Consider the following 20,751-nt stretch of genomic DNA (forward strand, 5'->3'; position numbering starts at 1 on the left):
CGTATATTACGAGGGCGATGTTCCCCTCGGGCTCGGGGGCCGGTCAACCGACCGGCCCGCACGCAGGTACGAGATCTGGACACCCGCGTGGTGTCGGGAGCCCTCCACCACGGCCTGCACCCCGTAGACCCGGGCGATCAGCTCGGTGGTCAGTACCCGCTCCGGAGTGCCGACGGCCCGCACCCGCCCATCCTGCAGGACGATCGCATCGTGACAGTATCGGGCTGCCAGGTTCAGATCGTGCAGGGCGGTGACAACAGTCAGACCGGAGTCGCGCAGTAGGGACAGAACCTCGAGCTGGAAGCGGATGTCTAGGTGATTCGTCGGCTCGTCGAGCAAGATCACCTCCGGTTCCTGGGCCAGGGCGCGTGCCACCTGGACCCGCTGCTGTTCCCCGCCGGACAACCGTGCCCAGGACCGGTGCCGCATTCCGACCAGGTCGACTCGCTCGAGAGCCGCCTCGACGACCTGGGAGTCGTATCCGGTCAACGCGCTGAATGCCCCGCGATAGGGTGTTCGGCCGATCGCCACGGCCTGTTCGACCGTGACATCGAGATGGGCGCTGGGACTCTGTTCGACAATCGCCAGACGGCGGGCGACCGCGCGACGCGATAGTTCGGCCAGCGGCACTCCCGCCAATTCGACGATGCCCGCCGAAGGCGCACGCAGTCCTGCCAGGATTCGCAACAGCGAGGTCTTGCCCGCCCCGTTCGGTCCCAAGATTCCCAGCATGCGGCCGGGGCGGGCGCTCAGATCGATGCCGTGCAGGATCCGGTTGCCCCCGCTGCCCCAGACGACTCCCCGAGCGGACAGCGCCGGTGCCGGAGTGACCGCCGCCTCGTCCGTGGCCACTCCGGTGGGCGCTCCGGTGGGCGCTCGGAGCTCTTCCCCGTTCATCGTGTCCCCTCCTTCTTCAGCACCAGGGCGAAGACCGGCGCACCCAATAGTGCGGTGATGACTCCCACCGGGATCTCGTGCGGGGCCAGGGCCCAGCGGGCCAGTGCGTCGACCCAGATGAGGAACACCGCACCGCCCAAAGCGGTCAGCGGCAACATGATCCTGTGTCCGGAGCCCGCCAGCAGGCGCACGATGTGTGGTACCAGCAGACCGATGAACCCGATCGCGCCGGAGGCTGCGACGGCCGCCGCGGTCATCAGCGCGGCCAGGACCATGAGGAGCCCCCGCATCCGAGCCACTGGAATGCCCAGCGAAGCGGCGGTGTCCCACCCGAAGGTGAAAGCGTCCAGCGCACCCGCACACCATACGACCGCGAACGCCGCGGGCACGATGACGATGGCGGCCACCGCCAGAGGCTGCCAACGCGCTCCGCCGAGGGAGCCAAGCAGCCAGTAGGTGAAACCCCGGGTGGCATCCGCGTCACCGGAGAGCATGAGAATGAGCGAGGTCAGGGCGGAGAAGAACTGGGAGACCAGCACACCGGTGAGCACGACCCGGGAGGGATTGGACGCGCGGCCACCGCCGATCAGGACCAGCACGATTCCGAAGGCCAGCAGGGCACCTGCGAATGCGCCGGTGGACAGGGACACCGCGCCTGCGCCGACCCCCAGCAACAGCACCGCGACCGCACCGGTCGACGCGCCCGAGGACACTCCCAGCAGGTACGGTTCGGCCAGCGGGTTGCGGGTCACCGCCTGCAGGACGGCACCGGACAAAGACAAGCCGACTCCCACGACGACTGCCAGGAGTACCCGCGGCAGCCGGGACTCCCAGATCAGTGCGTCGATGAGTGAGGAGGCGGCACCGGGGTCCGGCACCAGAGCGCCCAGGCCCAGATGACGGGCCAGAATCGCGACTACCTGGGAATAGCGGATATCCGCCGTACCGATGAGGCAGGCAGCGGGGATGGACACCAACAGGGCCACGGCGAAGATGGGGATCCAGAAGGCTGTGCCCATGCGGGCCGGGGCTGCAGTGCGCGGCGCCTCGGAGCCGGCGGCGGCATCAGCGGACACCACAGACGATGACATCGTCAAGGTACCTCCAGACGGGGGCGGCCTCTGAGAAGCCGGCGCAGGTCAGCGCCGCCAGATGGAAATCGAGCGGGGCCGGGGGCGTGGGTGGGCGGTCTGCGAAGCGACGGGCCCGCTCTGCCAGGTGACATGCGAACTCCGGCACCCCGGCCAGTTCCTCCCACCATTGGTCCCAGGTCAGGGCACCCGCGGCCTGATCGCGAGTCTGCGTCGCCAGGTCATCGGCCGCTGCGGCGGCTGACAGGAAGGGTTCGGCTACGGAGTCGTACCGCAGGTGGTCGGCGTCGAGCAGCAGACCGCCGGCGGGCAGAAGCCCGGCTGCACGGGTGTAGACGTCGACCAGCTGGGCCGGGTGCAGCCAGTGCAGAGCGGTCGAGGACACGACCGCTCCGATCGGGGGCAGGGCCTCGGCGGAGAGAAGCGCGGACACCGCCTCGGCCCAGCCGCAGCCGGCGAGGTCCGAGTCGAGCGGATGGAACCGTCTCGGATACGCCTCGGCCAGGTGAGTCGCGGCCAGGTGCAACAGAGCCGGGTCGTAGTCCACGCCGATCACGTGGACTCCGGGCAGCCGCTCGAGCACGCGCGCGGACAGGCTGCCCGGTCCGCAGCCCAGATCGAGCACTGTCAGGGCGGATGCGGTCGGAGCCTCTGCCCGACTGGTGAGCATGCGCACCACCAGAGCGACAACGGTGGAGAAGCGGTCCTCGCGCCGGTTGACCAGGGCCGCCTGCTGGGCGTCCCAAGCTGCGACCAGGCGGGCCGCAGCCGAGGTGGGGCCCCTGTCCGCTTCGGTGGGATCGGCCCCGGTGGGATCAAAAGCGCCGGATATCATCGACCCTCCTCATCTTGGATCTTCAGCAGCCCCTCGGACACGTGCTTGACCGCCTGGACACTGTCGAGCCCCGGGTCCATCTCCGGTCCCGAAATGGTGATGAACCGATTGTGTTTCACCGCATCCATCTGCTTGGTCAACGGATCGTTCTTGAGGAAGTCGATCTTCTCCTTGGCAGTGTCACCCGGGTATCCACGCGTCAGGTCGCCCAGGATGATGACATCGGGGTTCCGGTCGGCGACTTCGTCCCAGCTGACCTCCGGCCATTTGGTGTCACCGTCGTCGAACAGGTTCTTCGCTCCCACCATCTGGGTGACCGTCTGCGGCAGTCCGCCGGGCCCCGCTACGGACGGAGTCGCCTTCGACGCCGCGGTCGAGTAGAACCATACGAGTTTGGGTGTACCGGTGATCCTCTTCGCCTTGGCCACGGATTCATCGATGATCTTCCGTTGCTGGGCCACCAGATCTTCACCGGCCCGCTGCACATCGAAGATCCGCGAGATCTGCCCGACCTCGTCGAAGAGCATGTCGAAGTCGGCACCACCCTTGACGGACTCGTGGTAAGTGCAGTCGAACTCGGTCAGATAAGTGGGCACGCCCAGGTCCTGCAATTCCTGACGGGTGCCGGCGTTCTCCTCTTTGAAGAAGGAGGCGTAGGACGAATAGACGAAGTCCGGTTGGGTGTTCAGCAGAGTTTCGTGCTTGACGATCCCATCGGACAGCAGAGGGACCCTCTTATATGCCGCGGCAAGATCAGCGGGGATCGGGTTCGTCTGGTAGGCGGTGCCGGCCAGGCGGTCTCCCAATCCCAGGCGCAACATGAGTTCCGTGGCCGATTGGTTGAGGGACACGGCCCTCTGCGGTGAGCGCTCAACGGTGACATCGGTGCCACAGTTCGTGTACTTCAACGGATAGGCGGTGGCCCCGGAGGTTTTGGGAGCCGAGGGCGTCTGGCCGTCGGGATCCTTGTCCGCTCCACCGGAACAGCCGCAGAGCAGGAGGGCGACGGCGAGCGCCGGCAGTATTGATTTCAATCGCATACCCGATAAGGTATGCCCCCACATCGGTAGTAAACCAATGTTTATATGCGCAGGTGGCGATGAGTTCCACGGCGTTTCTGCGCGTGGTGTTCAAAGTTGCGGTGTGCAGAGTCGCAGGGTTCAGCCCAGTCCGTCGACGGTGGCGGCCAGGCGCTTGACTGCACGGGTCAGCTCTTCGTTCATGATCCGGGCGCGGTCGGGGGTTTTGAGCCGCATGAACAGTTTGAGGGCGAAGGTCTGGAGCTCCGGGGTGGCGGTCTGCGCATAGTCCTCGACCGTTCCCATCCCCTCGGATTCGAGCCAGGCCAGGATCGCGGCGCGGTCACCCTGGTTCATCCGGTCGAATGCCTCGGCGTCGTGCTCGCTCAGCCCCTCGGCCAGGCGGTCGCCCACCCGGGTGCGCATATCGGCCATGGCGGTCTCGACCAGGGCAGTGCGCTGTTCGGCCGGCAGCCCGGCGACCACCGCGTCGACTGCCGCGGTGGGGTCGACTGCCGCGGTGGGGTCGACTGCCGCGGTGGGGTCATCGTCGGCGAAGAACGCGGATCCCATTGCTTTCCTCCCAGGGTTCGTGCGGTCACCACCGGGCCCGGCGGCGACCGCGTCCATCCTACCGGCGCGAGGCTCCCGCACCTCCACGCGATTCTTCATAGACACCATCCCAGCGCGGAAACGACCTGTTGCAGCACGTCGTTTCCGCGCTCAGGTGGTGTCTATGCCTGCTCCCGCACCTACCCCCGAACCCTGAGCACCATCCGGCCCGCGCCCGCGTCGAGTTTCCGGTGCGCGGCGACGACCTCGGCGAAGGGTAGGACCTCCGGCTCGGCCACGCTGATCGTCCCGGCTGTAATCCCGGCCGAAACCGCTTCCAGGGCCACATGATCGGGTTCGACGATCATGCCCGTGAGTCGGATCCCGGCCGCTGCCGCCCGCTCTACCAGTTCGCTCTTGTCCCCCGAGGGCACGCTGACGACCAATCCACCCGGAGCTGTCACCCCGATCGCGCGCTCACTGTATTCGCCACCGACCAGGTCGATGACCACGTCCGCCGAATCGACCGCGTCCTCGAAGCGCTGCCGGGTGTAGTCGATCGCCTGGTCGATCCCAAGGTCCATCAGTCCCGCGAGCTTGCCCGTGGAGGCCGTGCCGATCACGTACGCGCCCCGGCTCTTCGCCAGCTGTACTGCGAACCGACCCACGGCTCCGCTGGCACCCAGCACCAGCACCCGCTGCCCGGCCCGCACCTCGGCCACGTCGACGACGATCTGATAGGCGGTGGTCGCCGGCAGCGGCACGGCTGCGGCCGTGCTCAGCGACAACCCTGCCGGAACCTCGACCAGCTGTCTGGCGGGCGCGGTGAGGTATTCCGAATAGGCCGCGGCCGGATAGGGGAAGCGCGGCATCCCATAGACGCGGTCGCCCACGTCAAAGCGCGTGACTCCCATACCCACCGCGGTCACGATCCCGGCCACGTCCCAGCCCAGGGGCAGCGGCGGGCCACCGGCCACAGCGCCCATTTTGCCGCCCTGCCGGGTCTTACCGTCCACGGGGTTGATCCCGGCGTAGTCGACCCGCACCTGCACCTCGGTGGGGACCGGTTCCGGGACGTCCACGGTCTCAAAGCGGAGCACCTCGGGCCCGCCGTATTCGCCGATGATCACCTGCTGCATCCGGTCCACCTTCGTCTTCCTCCCGCGATCTCACATCGTGTTCCATATTCGCCTGGCCCCCGCGGCTGCGAGAGGCTTGGACCAGCATCGCACGCCGCGGCACATTCCGCACCACGCGCATCCGGCTCCAAAGAAGGCTCCAAAGAAGAGGTCGTCCACCATGTCGCACACACCCGTCACAGACTCCGCCGCAACGCCGCTGGGAGGCGGCGAATCGCCGAACCCCCGGGCCGAGGCCGCAGCCGGCCTGCTCGTGCGCGCCCGCACCGCCGGCGATAAGTTGGACGCCCTGCCCGCGGAGGCCAAGCCCGGGGACAAGGCGGATGCCTATGCGGCTCAGGTGCTGATCGCCCAGGCACGGGCCGAGGACACCGCAGGGTGGAAGATCGCGGCGACCAGCATCGACGGGCAGCGGCACATCAACGTCCCCGGCCCCCTCGGCGGGCGCCTGCTGACCTCAGAGGTCTACGGCGATGGCGAGACCGTCGATCTGGGCAACAACGCCATGTGGCTGGCGGAACTGGAGTTCGTCTTCGTCTTCGCCCAGGACCTGGCGGCACGGCCTGAGGAGTACACGCGTGAGGAAGTGCTCGCGGCGATCGGCGAGCTGCGCCTGGGGATCGAGCTGCCCAGCAGCCGGTTCGTCGACCCCGCCACGGTCGGGGAGCTGGGCCTCATCGCCGACAATGCGTGCACCGGCGAGTTCGTCCTGGGGCCGGTCGTGGCCGCAGGCTGGGAGCCCGAGGTCCTGCCGCAGACCCGCGTCACCGTCACCGTGAGCGGCGTGGCCGCCGGGCGGGGCGAGGACGCGGCCGGCGCTCAGGCCACACCGGCCGGCACCGAATCAGCACAGCCCGGCGAGCCCCGGGTCTCCTACGGGATCGGCGAGAACGTCATGGGCGACCCGGTCGAGGCCCTCCGCTGGCTGGTCAACGAGCTGTCCGCCCTGGGCCATCCCCTGCACGCCGGCCAGTTCGTCACCACCGGCACCTGCTGTGCGCCGGTGCCGGTGAAACCCGGAGAGGCCCTGAGTGCGGACTTCACGGGCCTGGGCACCGTGGGGTGCAGTTTCGTTTAAGCGCATACCGGCAAACACCATCCTGGCGCGGAAACGACCTGCTACAACAAGTCGTTTCCGCGCCAGGATGGTGTCTATGCGCTCAGATGTCCAGGGCGCCCCTCACCGGGCCCAGGTGACTCCGCCGTCCACGGCGACGGTCGTGCCCACCACATAGTCGCCGGCGCGCGAAGCCAGGTAGATCGCGACCCCGGCCATGTCCTCGGGAGTGCCGATCCGCCCGGAGGGAATGCCCTGGGCCACGGCCTCTGACTGATCGCGGGCCTCGCGGTTCATGCTCGAGGGGAAGGCACCGGGTGCGATCCCGTTGACCACGATGCCGTCGTCGATCAGGTTCAGCGCCAGTTTCTTCGTCAGGTGGATGACCCCGGCCTTGGCCGCGACGTAGCTGTAATTGTCCACCGGGTTGATGCTCATCCCGTCGATCGAGCCGATGTTGATGACCTTGGCCAGGTGGTCCCCTGCCCGGCCCACGGCGCGCAGTTCGGGCGCGAGATCCTGGATCAGGAAGAACAGGGCCTTGACGTTGAGGTCCATGACCTTGTCCCAGCCGGATTCGGGGAACTCGTCGAAGGGCGCGCCCCAGGCGGCACCGGCGTTGTTGACCAGGATGTCGAGGGCCGATTCGTGTTCGCGGAACTTCGCCACGACCTCGGCGCGGCCGGCCGTGGTCGAGATGTCCCCGGGGATCGAAACGCAGGTGCCCAGTTCGGACAGTTCGGCGGCTGTCGCATCACAGGCCTCGGCCTTGCGCGCGGTGATGTAGACCCGCACCCCGGCGCGTACGAAGCCCTCGGCGATCATCTTGCCGATGCCGCGCGAACCGCCGGTGATGAGGGCGCAGCGGCCCTCCAGTGAGAACAGGGTCGAAATGTCCATTTTGCTCCTTTGCAGATGTCGTCCGGATCACTTTACCGCGGAACGCGCCCGCACCCAGATCTTGCGCAGTTCCTCGGCCCACAGCACCAGGGAGGCGCCCAGGGTCGCCACGACCCAGTCGGCCACGGACATCCCGGCGGTGCCGAAGGCCACCTGCAGGAACGGCACGTAGACCACCGCGATCTGCAGCAGCACGCTGATCGCGATCGCGCCCCACAGCAGCCGGTTGTGGAACAGGCCGTGGAAGGCACTGCCCACCCCGGAGCGGGCGTTGAACACGGAGAACAGATTGGCCAGCACCAGGGTGGTGAATGCGGTGGTGCGTGCCTCGTCCAGGCCGTCCACGCCGAAGGGCCCGATGGCCGGGATCAGGCCGCCCGGCAGGCACAGGTCCATCACCAGCAGCAGGCCGAAGGCCATGGTGAATCCGGTGGTGAAGATCGCGACCCACATGTTCCTGTCGATCACGCGCTCACTCCGCTTGCGCGGGGGCCGGCCCATCACGTCGTCAAGCTCGGGGTCCACGCCCACGGCCAGGGCCGGCAGCGTGTCTGTGACCAGGTTGAGCCACAGGATCTGCGTGGCCAGCAGCGGCACCGCCAGGGCCGCGCCGGTTTCCTCGGCGGCGGCGGTCAGGCCGATCACGCCCATCAGCACCACGCCGAAGAACATGCCCAGCACCTCGCCCATATTGGCGCACAGCAGGTAGCGCAGGAACTTCTTGATGTTGTCGAAGATCGTCCTGCCCTCGTGCACCGCGCGCACGATGGTCGCGAAGTTGTCATCGGCCAGCACCATCCGGGCGGCCTCCTTCGACACCTCGGTGCCGGTGATGCCCATTGCCACGCCGATGTCGGCGGCCTTGAGCGCGGGCGCGTCGTTCACCCCGTCGCCGGTCATCGCGACGATCTGGCCCTGGGCCTGCAGGGCGGAGACGATCTTGAGCTTGTGTTCGGGCGCGACGCGGGCGTAGACGGACACGTCCTCGACCGCCTGGGCCCAGCCGGCATCGTCCAGGGCGTCGAGTTCCCGGCCGGTCAGGGCCGGCGCATCGGGGGCGACGATGCCCAGCTGCGAGCCGATCGCCCTGGCCGTGGCCGGGTGGTCGCCGGTGATCATGACGACCCGGATGCCGGCCCGGTGGGCCTGCCCGATCGCGTCGCGGACCTCGGGCCGCGGTGGGTCGATGATCGCGACGGTGCCCAGATAGCACAGGTCTGATTCGTCGGCCTCGGTCAGTTCGGAGACCGTTCCGGCGCCGTGGCCGAGGTCCCCGCCGGCTGATTTTCTCGCAGCCGAGGTGCCGGCCGGGTTACTCGCAGGCGCAACCGCAGCAGGTTTGGCAGCCACGCCGATCGCGCGGTAACCCTGGGCGGACAGGGCCTCGATCCCGGCCAGGAGCTCGCGGCGCCTGGCCTTGTCCAGCACCACCGCATCATCGCCGACCTGCTCGGCGGTGCACCGGTCCAGCAGCACGTCCGGGGCGCCCTTGGACAGGATGACGCGGCGCCCTGACAGCCAGTGCAGCAGCGGGTCGTCGCCAGCTCCCGGATCACTGGCCGCGCCTGCCACGGCACCGTGTCCACCGGAAGCGGTCCCGCTCTGTTCCGCGGCCGCCACCTGGCCGACGGCCTCGTCCACATGGTGCAGGGTCGTCATCATCTTGCGCTCGGAGGAGAATGGGATGTCGTCGAGTCGGGTGGCGGGCAGGCCCGATGCACTCTCACGGGCGGCCGCCCGCAGTTGCGGCACCTTGTGCACGGCCACCAGGAAGGCCGCATCGGTGGGGTCACCGGTGATGTCCCAGCCGGCGGCCGTGTGGACCAGTTGCGAGTCATTGGCCAGGGCGCCCGCGCCCACGGCCAGGGCCGCCTCGCGCAGGGCCCGGGCGGCTCCCGCCCCGCCCACGGTCCCCTCTGAACCACTCGCGCCCGGGGCGCCGACTGAACCGGCCGAGCCGGACACACCAGCAAACCCGGCCGGCTCAGCGGGCGTCGCAATGGCCCCGCCCGCGGGGTCGTAGCCCACCCCGGTGAACTCCGTGGTGCCCGAGGCCGTGACGACGCGGGCGATCGTCATCGCGTTCTGCGTTAGCGTGCCCGTCTTATCGGTGCAGATGACCGAGGCACTGCCCAGGGTCTCCGCCGAGTTCAGGTTCTTCACCACGGCATTGCGCTTGGCCATCCGCTGCACACCCAGCGCCAGGACAACCGACAGGATGGCGGGCAGGCCCTCGGGCACCGCGGCCACGGCCAGGGACACGCCCAGCAGCAAGATCGTCACCCAGTCAGTCGCCGAATGCGGGGTCTGCACGATCGCGATCGTGAGCATGATGACGATGGCGATGATGACGACGATCCGACCCAGTAGCCCGCTGACGTGGTTGATCTCGCCGGTCAGCGGGGATTCGGTCTGCTCCGTCTGGTCGAGCAGGCCGGCCACATGACCCATTTCGGTGTCCATCCCAGTGGCGGTGACGATTGCCAGCCCGGTACCGCTGGACACCCCGGTGCCGCGGAAGACCATATTCGTCCGGTCACCCAGATCAGCGGGTTCGGCCAGGACGGCGGTGGACTTCTCCACCGGCGCGGATTCGCCGGTCAGAGCGGCCTCGGCAACCCGCAGCGCCGAGGCGTGGAACAGTCGGGCATCAGCGGCCACCTGGTCGCCCTCGGCCAGGCACAACACATCGCCCGGCACCACATCGTGACCGGGAATGGTCTGACGCCGGCCGTCGCGCAGCACGGTCGCACGGGCCTCGGTCATCGAGGCCAGGGCCGCGACGGCATCCGCCGCCTTGGATTCCTGGACCAGCCCGATGACCACGTTGAACACGACCACGAGGACCACGACCAGCGCCTCGATCGGCGCACCGTGAGCGCCCTCGAGCGCCCAGGCCCCCACCGAGATGACCGCGGCGATGAGCAGGAGGATGACCAGGGGGTCCTTCAGCTGCGCCAGAATCCGTTTGATCAGGGGCGTCCGGCCGGCCGATCTGAGTTCATTGGGGCCGTGTTCGGCCAGCAATGCGGCGGCTCGATCACCCGACAGGCCAGCATCGCGTTTCACGTGAAACGCGGTCGCGACAGCCTCGGCTTCGAGCAGGGTCGGGTCGGTAACGGATGCATGGGCGGTGTCGTTGACGGCCATGCGGCCAGCCTACCGAGGCGGCTCACGGCTCGCCGGGTCGCTTGCCGCCTGGAAGCCCCGGTCTCGCTGGACGGACCACGCCGGATGTCGAGCGGATCACTATCACGCTCAGTAGCATGCTACTCTTGCTTCGTCGGTTCCCCACCCGACGATTCACAGGGACGACGACGAATCGGTGAGCAGCGCGGAGGGGCGGCCACAAGAAAGTACGGCTACACCAATGAGGGAATGAGCTATGACATCTCGCACGCAAACCGCCCATGACGCACCCCGCCTCGCCGGCCACGCCGTCGTCGAACAACTCGTCGAGTACGGCGTCGACACCGCCTATGCGGTCCCCGGTGAGAGCTACCTGGCCGTGTTGGACGGAATGTACGAACACGCCGACGAGATCCGCCTCGTCACGGCCCGGCAGGAGGGCGGCGCCTCGATGATGGCCGCCGCCTACGGCCGTGCCACGGGCCGGCCCGCCGCCTGCCTGGTCACCCGCGGCCCCGGCGCCACCAATGCCAGCATCGGCGTACACGTCGCCTCCCAGGACGCCAGCCCCATGCTCCTGCTGGTGGGCCAGGTCCCTGAGCACAACCGCGAGCGCCGCGCCTTCCAGGAGATCGACTACGCCGCGATGTTCGGCACCATCGCCAAGGAAGTCGTCGAAATCCACGATCCGAACCGCGTCCCCGAACAGATGTCCCGTGCCATCGCCGCGACCACCGCGGGCGAGCCCGGCCCCGTGGTCGTCGTCCTGCCCGAGGACATGCTGATGACCGAGACCTCGGCGCCGGTGGTCAGGACCGCAGCGGTCAGCCGCCCGATCCCCGCCCCCGCCGACGTCGAGCGCGTCGTCGCGGCCCTTGCCGCCGCCGAGCGCCCCGTGATCGTCGCCGGGCGCAACAACTGGAATGAAACCACCAGGACCGCCCTGGCCTCCTTCGCCGAGGCCTCGCAGATTCCCGTGGCCACGGCCCTGCGCTGCCAGGACGTCATCGACAACCGGTCTGCGGCCTATATCGGAACCCTGGGTCTGAACACCACGCCGGGTCTGCCCGCCGTGGTCGAACAGGCGGACCTCGTCGTCTTCCTCGGCTCGCGACCGGATGCCCAGACCATGGGCGATTTCTCGCTCCTCACGCCGCCGCGTCCGGCCGCCACCATCGTCCACGTCTACTCCGACGGCAACGCGCTGGGGCGTGTCTACGCCGCCGACATCGCCCTGCCGGTGTCCCCTGAGGAATTCCTCGCGGCCCTCCCGGCCCGCGTCGAGCCGGCCGGCGACCGCGCCGCCTGGCTCACGCTGACCGCGGATGTGCGCCGGAACTACCAGCCGCTGAACGACGACGATGCGGTTGCGCGCGACTTCATGGCCGTGTTCAACGAGGTCATGCCCGAGGACACGATCATGACGTGCGGCGCCGGCAACTACACCGCCTGGGCCCAGCGCCACCGTTCCTTCACCACCTATCCCGCACAGCTGGCCACGCAGAGCGGCTCAATGGGTTACGGCATTCCCGCCGGTGTCGCCGCGGCGATCCAGTACCCGAACCGCACGGTCGCGACCTTCGCCGGCGACGGCTGCTTCATGATGACCGGCCAGGAACTGGCCACCGCAGCCGGTGAGAACGCCGATCTGCTGGTCGTCGTGGTCAACAACAGCCGCTACGGCACCATCCGCGCCCATCAGGACCGCGAATTCCCCGGCAGGGTCAGCGGCACCGATCTGCACAACCCCGATTTCGCCCAGCTGGCACTGGCCTACGGCGCACAGTCGACCCAGGTGCGCACTCCCGAGGAGTTCCGCACCGCACTGAACGAACTGGGTACTGCCTCCGGCCTGCGCCTGATCGAGGTGCTGGTCCCGTGAGCGTCGTTCCCAGTACTGCAGCGGAGATCGCACAGACCCTCGACCTGGCCCAGGACGCCGCGACCGTCTGGGGCGCATACGCCCCGGCTCGCCGCGCCGAGGTCCTCGAGGCCATCGCCGATGCCCTCGACGCCGCGGCGGACAGGTTGATTCCCGTCGCCGTGGCCGAAACCAATCTCACCACGGACCGTCTATCCGGTGAGCTCAAGCGCACCACCTTCCAGCTGCGCATCTTCGGCGAGGTCCTGCGCGAGGGCGGCTTCTTCGACGCGCGCATCGACCACGCCGACGCGGACTGGCCGATGGGTGCCCCGCGGCCCGACGTCCGGCGCACGCTGATCCCGCTGGGACCGGTCGCCGTGTTCTCGGCCAGCAACTTCCCGTTCGCCTTCTCGGTCGCAGGCGGGGATACCGCCTCGGCCCTGGCCGCGGGCAATCCCGTCATCGTCAAGGCGCACTCAGGACATCCGGAGCTGTCCGCCCTGACCGGTGAGATCGCCGCCGAGGCGATCGCCGGGCAGGGGGCGCCGGCGGGGCTTCTATCGGTGGTCTACGGCACCCAGGCCGGTGTTACCGTGCTGCAGGATCCGCGGATCAAAGCCGGTGCCTTCACCGGTTCCATCCCCGGCGGCCGGGCGCTGTTCGATATCGCCGTCTCCCGGCCCGAGCCCATCCCGTTCTACGGTGAGCTGGGCAGTGACAATCCGGTCTTCGTCACCAAGGCGGCCGCCGGGGAACGGGCCGAGGAGATCGTCGACGGGTTCATCGGATCCTTCACCGGCAGCGCCGGGCAGCTGTGCACGAAGCCGGGGATGCTCATCGTCCCGCGGGAATCGACGATCGTCGAACTGCTGCGCACGAAGTCCTATCCGCCGGCGGCCGCGCTGCTCAACGGCCGAATCCAGGACGGCTACGTCGCCGCCCTGACCGCGCTGCAGAATCACGCCGATGTCCGGGTCCTGCACCAGGACGCCGACGCCTACGCCGACCCGCCCACACCCACGCTGCTGCACACGGACTCCGCCGCGGTGCTGGCCGATCCCGCGACGCTCCAGGAGGAGTGCTTCGGGCCGGCCTCGCTGATCGTGGAATACGACGATGAGAGCGAACTCGTCGAACTGGCCGCGACCTTCGCCGGACAGCTCACCTCGTCCATCCAGGGCACCGACGATGACGAGGTCACCGAACTCGTCGCCGTCCTGTCCCGGATCGCCGGGCGCGTGTTGTGGAACCAGTGGTCCACCGGACTGTCGGTCACCTATGCCCAGCAGCACGGCGGACCCTACCCGGCGACCACCGCGGTGACCACGACATCGGTGGGCACCGCGGCCATCGAGAGGTTCCTGCGGCCCGTGGCCTACCAGGGCTTCCCCGACCGGCTGCTGCCGGAGCAACTGCGCGAGGACAATCCCCTGCACGTGCCCCGGCGCGTGGACGGCGAACTGTCCGCACGCGGCTGATCCCCTCCCCGCTCAGCGAGCGGCGCCTGCCCGGGCGATCCCGGGCAGGCGGCCCCACCCCTTCGAATCCACACAGAATCCGCTTCTGGTCAAAGGAGACACTAGCGAATGGAAATTCAGGCCATTCTCGGAGTCCTGATCGTCGCCGCCGCGATGATCCTCTTCGTCTTTGAAAAAATCCCGATCGCCATCACCGCTGTCGGCGCATCCCTGCTCATGTGGGCGATCGGCGCCCTCGACGTCAAGGACGTCTACGCGCCCTTCGGCAGTCAGGTCACCATCTTCGTGGCCGCCATGATGATCGTCGGCAGTGCACTATTCAATACCGGCGCCATCGACATCGTCGTCGGCTGGTTCCAGAAGAGCGGGATCGAAAAACGCCCCCGCCTGCTGGTCGCGGCCATCACCCTGGTGACGTCCTTCCTGTCCGCATTCCTGTCCAACAGCGCCGTCATCGCGATCTTCCTGCCGCTCATCGCGGTCCTGGCGGCGCGGTCGACGCGCAAGATGAACGTCCAGTTGCTCGTGCTGTCCGCCGGGATCGGCGCCGCCATCGGCGGCCTGGCCACCCTGGCCGGTTCGTCCTCGCAGGTCGTCACGCAGGGCATCCTGCAGGAGACCGAGGGCGCTACGCCGATGCACCTGTTCACCCTGACCGCGGTGGGCGCTCCCCTGGTCGCGATCACGGTGCTCTACATGTCCACCATCGGCTACAACATCGGCAGCAAGGTGCTGACCAGCCCCATCCCCAGCACCTTCTCCGCGATGGGTGAGGACAAGCCGTCCGACGATAAGCCGACCAAGGGCGTCAACTGGCGGATGCCGTTCTCCGCACTCGCGCTGGTCGTCATCATCGTGGCCTTCGCAATGGGCGCGGACATCGCGATCGTCGCCATGATCGGCGCGGTCGTCATGGTCCTGACCCGCTGCCTGCCACTGCCGGATGCTCTCAAGTCGATCGACTGGAACACCATCATCATCCTCAGCGCCGCGCAGGCCTTCGGCGGCGGTCTGACGAAGTCCGGCGGCGGCCAGCTCATCGCCGACTGGGTCTCCGGCACCCTGGGCAAAACCGCAGGTCCGTGGCTTGTGCTGCTGGTCCTCAGCGTCGTCGCCATGATCCTGACCAGCTTCGCCTCCAACACCGCGCTGACCGCGATGTTCGTCCCGATCTCCATGTCGGTGGCCGGCTCCCTGGGACAGAATCCCACCAGCTGGGCCGTCATCCTGACCATCGCCTGCTCCATCGCGATCTTCACTCCGGTCGGCACCCCGTGTATGACCCAGACCATGGTCGCCGGGATGAGGTACACCGACTACGTCAAGATCGGCCTGCCGCTGGCCTTCATCCTGATCATCGCAGCGGTCTTCATCGGCATGGTCGTCTATCCGTAGACCGGCCGTCCACTGACAGGCCCCATTTCCGCCGGCGGCTGCACCCGGTCGCCGGCGGACCCCACCATTTGAAAGGCATACCCGTGAACGCTACCGATTCCGCTCCGGACAACCGCCCCCTCGTCATCGGCCTGGGCCCCGTCCCGCCGGCCGAGGTCGAACCCACTCTGGGCTCCGGCATCCGCTTCGAGCCCAATCCGGGGCCGGCCGACCTGGCCGGCGCCCAGGGCGCCATCGTGCGCGCCTCGGCCCAGATCGACGAGGCGGCGATCGCACAGCTGCCGGCGCTGCAGGTCATGGCCCGCAACGGAGTCGGCTACAACAACATCGACGTGGCCGCCGCCACCGCACACGGCATTCCCGTGTGCATTACCCCCGGCAGCAACACCAGGGCCGTGGCCGAGGGCGCCTTCGCCCATATGCTGCACCTGGTGAAGAACCTGGCGCCGTTCACCGCGCTGGTCCGCGAGGGCCGCTGGGATGAGCGCACCACGATCCCGATGGGCGACCTGGACGGCGCGACCCTGGGCATCATCGGCTTCGGGCGGATCGGCAGGCTGGTCGCCCAGATGGCGGAGGTCTTCGATATGAAGGTCCTGGCCTACGATCCCGTGGCCGAGGTCCCGGCCGAACTCGACGCGAGCCTGGAGACGATCTACGCGCAGTCCGATATCGTCTCGCTGCACCTGCCGCTGTTGGAGTCGACCCGCAATATCATCGATGCCACGGCACTGCAGGCGATGAAGCCGGGAGCGATCCTGCTCAACGTCAGCCGTGGCGGCCTGATCGACGAGGACGCGGCCCTGGCCGCCCTCGAGTCGGGCCATTTGGCCGGTGTCGGCCTGGACGTCTTCGAGTCCGAACCGCCGGCCGACCACGGCCTGTACCAGCATCCGAACACCGTCCTGACCCCGCACATGCTGGGCATCAGCAAGAAGGCGGCACACGCAAACTACGTGATGGCAGCGCAGATCGTCCGCGATGTGCTCGAAGGCAAGGAGCCCACCACCGCGGTGAGCCCGGAATAATCCGGACCCCCAGAGTGGTAAACGGCCGCTGGGCCGCACGAATCCTATTGGAAAGCAGGTTGTGATTTGACTACCACGCTCGACGTGGCCCAGCGGTTCCGCAACGATGAGATGACCCTCGGCGCCTACGTCTCAGACGCCTCTATCTTCCGGCGCCGGCCCAGGGCCGTCTTCGAACCGGACTCGATGGCGGATATCCGCGAGGCCGTGGCCTACGCCGGTGAACAGAACTGGCCGGTGACCGTGCGCGGGGGCGGAACCTCGGTGGCGGGAAATGCCATTGGCGATGGACTCATCATCGACCTCTCCCGCAACTTCAACCGGGTCATCGAGATCAACCCGCAGGCGCGCACCGCCCGCATCCAACCGGGCATCGTGTGCGACGACCTGCGCGAGGCCGCAGCGGAATTCGGCCTGACCTACGGGCCCGACCCGTCCACCCACAATCGGGCGACGGTCGGCGGGATGATCGCGAACAACGCCTGCGGCTCGCACTCCCTGGCCTGGGGCACCGCTGCGCAGAACGTCGTCGAACTGACCGTGCTGCGACCCGACGGCAGACCCGTCACCCTGTTCAAGGGCGGGACCACGGACCCGGACCTGGACGCCGAACTACACGCCCTGGTCGATGCGAACCTGGCCCGGCTGCGCACCGAACTTGGACGCTTCCCCCGGCAGGTCTCCGGCTACGGCCTGCACTACCTGCTGCCGGAGAACGGCTTCGATGTGGCCAAGGCCTTCGCCGGGTCCGAGGGCACCCTGGGCATCATCGTCGAGGCCGTGGTCCGGTTGGTCGAAGTGCCCGCGGCCAAGGCCCTGGCCGTGCTGGCCTTCCCCACCGTATTCGACGCCGCCGCGGCGGCTCCCCTGACCAGGGCCCCGGGCGTGGCCACGTCCGAGGGCATGGGCGGGGATCTGCTCGATGTGCTCAAGATCAGCCAGGGCGAGCACGCCGGCGACATCCTGCCAGGCGGCACCGCCGAGGTCCCCGGCGGTGACCGCCCTGCCGGTGGCTGGCTCTACTGCGAGACCACCGGTGTCACCGCAGCCGAGGCCGACCGCCGGGCCCGGGACCTGGTCGCCCGGTTCTCCGGCGGGGACTCCGGCATCGTCGCATCCACCATCGTGACCGACCCGACCGAGATGCGCGCCCTGTGGAAGATCCGTGAATCCGCCGCCGGACTGGTCACCCGCCTGCCCGATGGCGGTGCCGCCTGGCCGAACTGGGAGGACTCCGCGGTTCCCCCGGAGAACCTCGCCGACTACCTGCGCGAACTCTACCGGCTGCTCGACACGCACGGCCTGCGCGGCATCCCCTTCGGCCACTTCGGCGAGGGCTGCGTGCACATCCGCATTTCCTTCGATCTGGGAACGCCCGCCGGCGTCGAGGTCTTCAACGCCTTCATGCACGATGCCGCCGCTACGATCGGCCGGCTGGGCGGCTCCCTGTCGGGTGAGCACGGCGACGGCAGGGCCCGCTCCGCCCTGCTGCCGGCCATGTACTCCGCTGACATGCTGGCCCTGTTCGCCGGCTTCAAGGCGATGTTCGACCCGGATGGCTCCCTCAACCCGGGCGTGCTGGTCGATCCCGAACCCGTCACCCAGGGCATCCGGCCGGGCCCGGGCGGGCGTACTCGGGAGTTCATCCCGCTGCACGCGCTGAGCCGCGATCAGGGGTCGATCGTCAATGCGGTCAACCGCTGTGTCGGTGTTGGCTCCTGCCGTTCCATGGACGGGGCCATGTGTCCGTCCTTCCAGATCACCCACGACGAGGTCCATTCGACCCGGGGACGCGCCAGAGTCCTGTCCGAACTATTCCGCGGCGAGACCTACCCCGACGGGGTGAAGTCCGAGCAGGTCAAGGACGCGCTCGACCTGTGCCTGTCCTGCCACGCGTGCGCCAGCGAATGCCCGGTCAACGTCGACATGTCCACCTACAAGTCGGAGTTCCTCAACCAGCACTTCTCCGGGCGGATGCGCCCCATGTCGCACTACTCGATGGGCTGGCTGCCGTGGACGTCGAACATCCTGCACAAGATCCCCGGCCTGGCCTCACTCGTGAGTGCCGCCATGTCGGTGCGCCCAATCGAGTGGACCGTCATGAAGCTGGGCGGCGTGGACGCCAGCCGCTCCATGGTGAGGTTCGCCCCGCGCAGTTTCCAATCCTGGGCGAAGCGGGCCGGCCGACGCGCCGCCAGGCCCCAGCCGGCCGGGCAGCCGGCCGGCCGCGGCACACGATCCGGGACCTCGGCGTCGCATAGCGGCAGTGGACGGATCGTCCTGTGGCCCGACAGTTTCACCAATCATCTGGAGGCCGGGGTCGCGCAGGATGCGTACACGGTCCTCACCGCGCTGGGCTATGAGGTGATCGTGCCGCAGGGCTTCGTGTGCTGTGGCTTAACGTGGCACTCCACCGGGCAGCTGACGCAGGCACAGCGGGTCATCACGCAGACCTACGACCGGCTGGGCGATCTGGTCGACGGGCGCACACCGGTGGTCGTGCTCGAACCCTCCTGTGCCTCGATGCTGGCCGAGGAAGCTCCCGAACTGCTGGCCGACGATCCTCGGTCAGCCCGCCTGGCCGGGCAGATCCGCACCCTGGGCGAGGTCGTCGCCGAGCACGTCGGAAAGGATTCCTGGCCGTTCGGTGAGCTGCCCGTTCCCGCGCTATCGCAGGTGCACTGCCATGAACGCTCCCGCCGGGCCCACGGTGGGACCGCCGAGGTCCTCAACGCCCTGGGCGTCGACGAGGCGGAGATCCAGACCGGCTGCTGCGGACTGGCGGGCAATTGGGGATTCGAACCCGGCCACGCGGACATGTCACGTGAGCTGGGCGAACGCGAGCTGCTGCCGCGCGTCCGCGAATTGGAGTCGAGTTCGATGGTCCTGGCCGACGGCTATTCCTGCCGGACCCAGATCCGCGAGGGAGTCGCCGGCACCGAGCATCAGGATAAACAGGGAATGCACCTGGCCCAGGTACTGCGCAGGGCCCTGGGGCCCCAGAGCTGATGGGCTTATCCGGGCCGGATGCGGTTCCGGGTGCGTTCTAGCCGGCGATGAAGCCCGTGCCCAGTGCCGCCCAGAGGCCCTGCGGGTCGCCGTCCTCACCGGCGCGGTGCAGTGCCTGTTCGATCAGGAGCACCGCAGTGGTCTCCAGATGAGCCCGCATGGCCTCCCCTGCTCCTGCCGGGTCCCCCGCCACGACTGCCCCGATGATCGGGTCGTGTTCGGTCAGAATGCTCGAATAGTCTCGGGCATCGCCGGCTGTGGATGCGCCCAACAGCCGGGTATTGGTCCGTAGATTGTCGATGACGGTACGCCCGCGGCCCATCAGAGCCGTGTCCAGGATCAGCCCGTGCAGCCGTTGATCGTAGGCGAAGAAGAGCTTCTCGTCGTCCAGTTCGGCCGCAGCCACCATGCCGGCACGGAGTTCGTCCGCGACCTGGGTGAATTCGTCTGCGCGCCACAGTGCCGCCCGGCGCGCAGCCGGCACTTCCAAGGCGATTCTGATGCCGAAGATCTCCGCCACATCCTCCGGGCGGGTGCGCTTGATGAGGAACCCACGATTCTTCTTGATCACGACCAGGCCGGCGTCCTGCAGTCGCAGCAGAGCATCGCGCACCGGAGTGCGGGAGATGCCCAGGTCTTCGGAGAGCTGATAGACGCTGTACATGTGATCCGGGACCATGGAGCCGTCGACGACGGAGGTCCGGACGTGATCCATTACCCGTTCGGTGAGCAGCGGTTTCCGCGCAGGTTCCATAGACGCCACCCCTTGATTCTATCCGCCCGTGAATGCACTGATGGCCCCCTGGCGAGCACATCCACACGGGGTGGCTACAAGCCAGAAGACCATCAGATATTAAATTAATTGCGGCGGTGACCTACTCTCCCACACACTCCCGCATGCAGTACCATCAGCGCAATCGGGCTTAGCTTCCGGGTTCGGAAAGGGACCGGGCGTTTCCCCAACGCTCTCACCACCGCAAAACCACAGGACACACAGAAATGCGTGACTGGATCGTGCAGTGAAACTAGCAGACGTGAACACCAACCCCACACAGGGCTGTGCGCGCGGACCCCACGGCCCGACTCTCAAACGCTCAATCGTTGTTTACCTTGTGTTACCCAACCCACCACACACCCCACACAGGCACAAAACCCACATGAGTCGTGTTGTTTGGGTGAGTGAACGGTGTATTAGTACCAGTCAGCTCCAATGGTTACCCATCTTCCACATCTGGCCTATCAACCCCATCATCTCTAGGACACCTTAAAGGAGACCTCATCTCGAAGCAGGCTTCCCACTTAGATGCTTTCAGCGGTTATCCCTCCCGAACGTAGCAAACCAGCCATGCCCTTGGCAG

General features: G+C 67.9%; 15 protein-coding genes and 2 rRNA genes. 6 read left to right on the forward strand and 11 right to left on the reverse strand.

Going from position 1 to position 20,751, the window contains the following annotated elements:
* Positions 1-6 precede the first annotated feature (6 nt).
* The 6 genes from NQ036_RS03240 to NQ036_RS03265 form a co-directional block, all read right to left on the reverse strand.
* Positions 7-897 (reverse strand): ABC transporter ATP-binding protein, encoded by an 891-nt coding sequence (locus NQ036_RS03240; protein WP_257057079.1) that lies wholly within the window; start codon positions 895-897, stop codon positions 7-9.
* Positions 894-1,988, reverse strand: coding sequence for an iron ABC transporter permease (locus tag NQ036_RS03245; RefSeq protein ID WP_257057080.1), 1,095 nt, complete (start codon positions 1,986-1,988; stop codon positions 894-896). Before NQ036_RS03245 ends, NQ036_RS03240 begins: the two co-directional genes overlap by 4 nt.
* The gene (locus tag NQ036_RS03250; protein WP_257057081.1) at positions 1,963-2,823 is read right to left on the reverse strand and encodes a trans-aconitate 2-methyltransferase; all 861 of its coding nucleotides are present in this window, start codon (positions 2,821-2,823) and stop codon (positions 1,963-1,965) included. The genes NQ036_RS03245 and NQ036_RS03250 overlap by 26 nt, the downstream gene beginning before the upstream one ends.
* Positions 2,820-3,863, reverse strand: coding sequence for an ABC transporter substrate-binding protein (locus tag NQ036_RS03255; RefSeq protein WP_257057082.1), 1,044 nt, complete (start codon positions 3,861-3,863; stop codon positions 2,820-2,822). The genes NQ036_RS03250 and NQ036_RS03255 overlap by 4 nt, the downstream gene beginning before the upstream one ends.
* Positions 3,864-3,983: 120 nt before the next feature.
* Complete coding sequence (locus NQ036_RS03260; protein WP_257057083.1) at positions 3,984-4,415, reverse strand: DUF5663 domain-containing protein; 432 nt, start codon at positions 4,413-4,415, stop codon at positions 3,984-3,986.
* A 179-nt stretch (positions 4,416-4,594) separates the two neighbouring features.
* Positions 4,595-5,533, reverse strand: coding sequence for an NADP-dependent oxidoreductase (locus tag NQ036_RS03265; RefSeq protein ID WP_257057101.1), 939 nt, complete (start codon positions 5,531-5,533; stop codon positions 4,595-4,597).
* Between the two features lie 160 nt (positions 5,534-5,693).
* On the opposite strand from NQ036_RS03265, the gene NQ036_RS03270 reads away from it, so the two are divergent.
* Positions 5,694-6,611: a 2-keto-4-pentenoate hydratase gene (locus NQ036_RS03270; protein ID WP_257057084.1), complete on the forward strand. Its 918-nt coding sequence runs from the start codon at positions 5,694-5,696 to the stop codon at positions 6,609-6,611.
* Between the two features lie 102 nt (positions 6,612-6,713).
* Here the strand turns inward: NQ036_RS03270 and NQ036_RS03275 are convergent, their stop codons facing one another.
* Both NQ036_RS03275 and NQ036_RS03280 read right to left on the reverse strand, forming a co-directional pair.
* Positions 6,714-7,490, reverse strand: coding sequence for an SDR family oxidoreductase (locus NQ036_RS03275; protein ID WP_257049724.1), 777 nt, complete (start codon positions 7,488-7,490; stop codon positions 6,714-6,716).
* 27 nt (positions 7,491-7,517) lie between these two features.
* Complete coding sequence (locus NQ036_RS03280) at positions 7,518-10,640, reverse strand: cation-translocating P-type ATPase (protein ID WP_257057086.1); 3,123 nt, start codon at positions 10,638-10,640, stop codon at positions 7,518-7,520.
* A gap of 235 nt (positions 10,641-10,875) precedes the next feature.
* Here NQ036_RS03280 and NQ036_RS03285 point away from each other — a divergent pair, with 235 nt between their 5' ends.
* The 5 genes from NQ036_RS03285 (at position 10,876) to NQ036_RS03305 (ending at position 19,393) form a co-directional block, all read left to right on the forward strand.
* A complete protein-coding gene (locus NQ036_RS03285; protein WP_257057088.1) occupies positions 10,876-12,501 on the forward strand; it encodes a thiamine pyrophosphate-dependent enzyme in 1,626 nt (541 codons plus the stop codon).
* Positions 12,498-13,961, forward strand: coding sequence for an aldehyde dehydrogenase (NADP(+)) (locus tag NQ036_RS03290; RefSeq protein WP_257049727.1), 1,464 nt, complete (start codon positions 12,498-12,500; stop codon positions 13,959-13,961). Before NQ036_RS03285 ends, NQ036_RS03290 begins: the two co-directional genes overlap by 4 nt.
* A gap of 108 nt (positions 13,962-14,069) precedes the next feature.
* On the forward strand, positions 14,070-15,356 hold the full coding sequence (locus NQ036_RS03295; RefSeq protein WP_257049728.1) for an SLC13 family permease: 1,287 nt from the start codon (positions 14,070-14,072) through the stop codon (positions 15,354-15,356).
* Positions 15,357-15,439: 83 nt separating this feature from the next.
* Positions 15,440-16,384 carry a hydroxyacid dehydrogenase gene (locus NQ036_RS03300; protein ID WP_257049729.1) on the forward strand — a complete coding sequence of 315 codons (945 nt, stop codon included), beginning with the start codon at positions 15,440-15,442 and terminating at the stop codon, positions 16,382-16,384.
* 66 nt (positions 16,385-16,450) lie between these two features.
* A complete protein-coding gene (locus NQ036_RS03305) occupies positions 16,451-19,393 on the forward strand; it encodes an FAD-binding and (Fe-S)-binding domain-containing protein (RefSeq protein WP_257057089.1) in 2,943 nt (980 codons plus the stop codon).
* Between the two features lie 37 nt (positions 19,394-19,430).
* Here NQ036_RS03305 and NQ036_RS03310 read toward each other — a convergent pair whose 3' ends face one another.
* The 3 genes from NQ036_RS03310 to NQ036_RS03320 all read right to left on the reverse strand — a co-directional run.
* On the reverse strand, positions 19,431-20,147 hold the full coding sequence (locus NQ036_RS03310) for a GntR family transcriptional regulator (protein WP_257057102.1): 717 nt from the start codon (positions 20,145-20,147) through the stop codon (positions 19,431-19,433).
* A gap of 108 nt (positions 20,148-20,255) precedes the next feature.
* Positions 20,256-20,372, reverse strand: a 5S ribosomal RNA gene (gene rrf / locus NQ036_RS03315).
* Between the two features lie 192 nt (positions 20,373-20,564).
* Positions 20,565-20,751 (reverse strand): 23S ribosomal RNA (locus NQ036_RS03320); the annotation flags it as partial.

This window comes from Brevibacterium sp. 91QC2O2, assembly GCF_024580695.1.
Classification (GTDB): domain Bacteria; phylum Actinomycetota; class Actinomycetes; order Actinomycetales; family Brevibacteriaceae; genus Brevibacterium; species Brevibacterium moorei.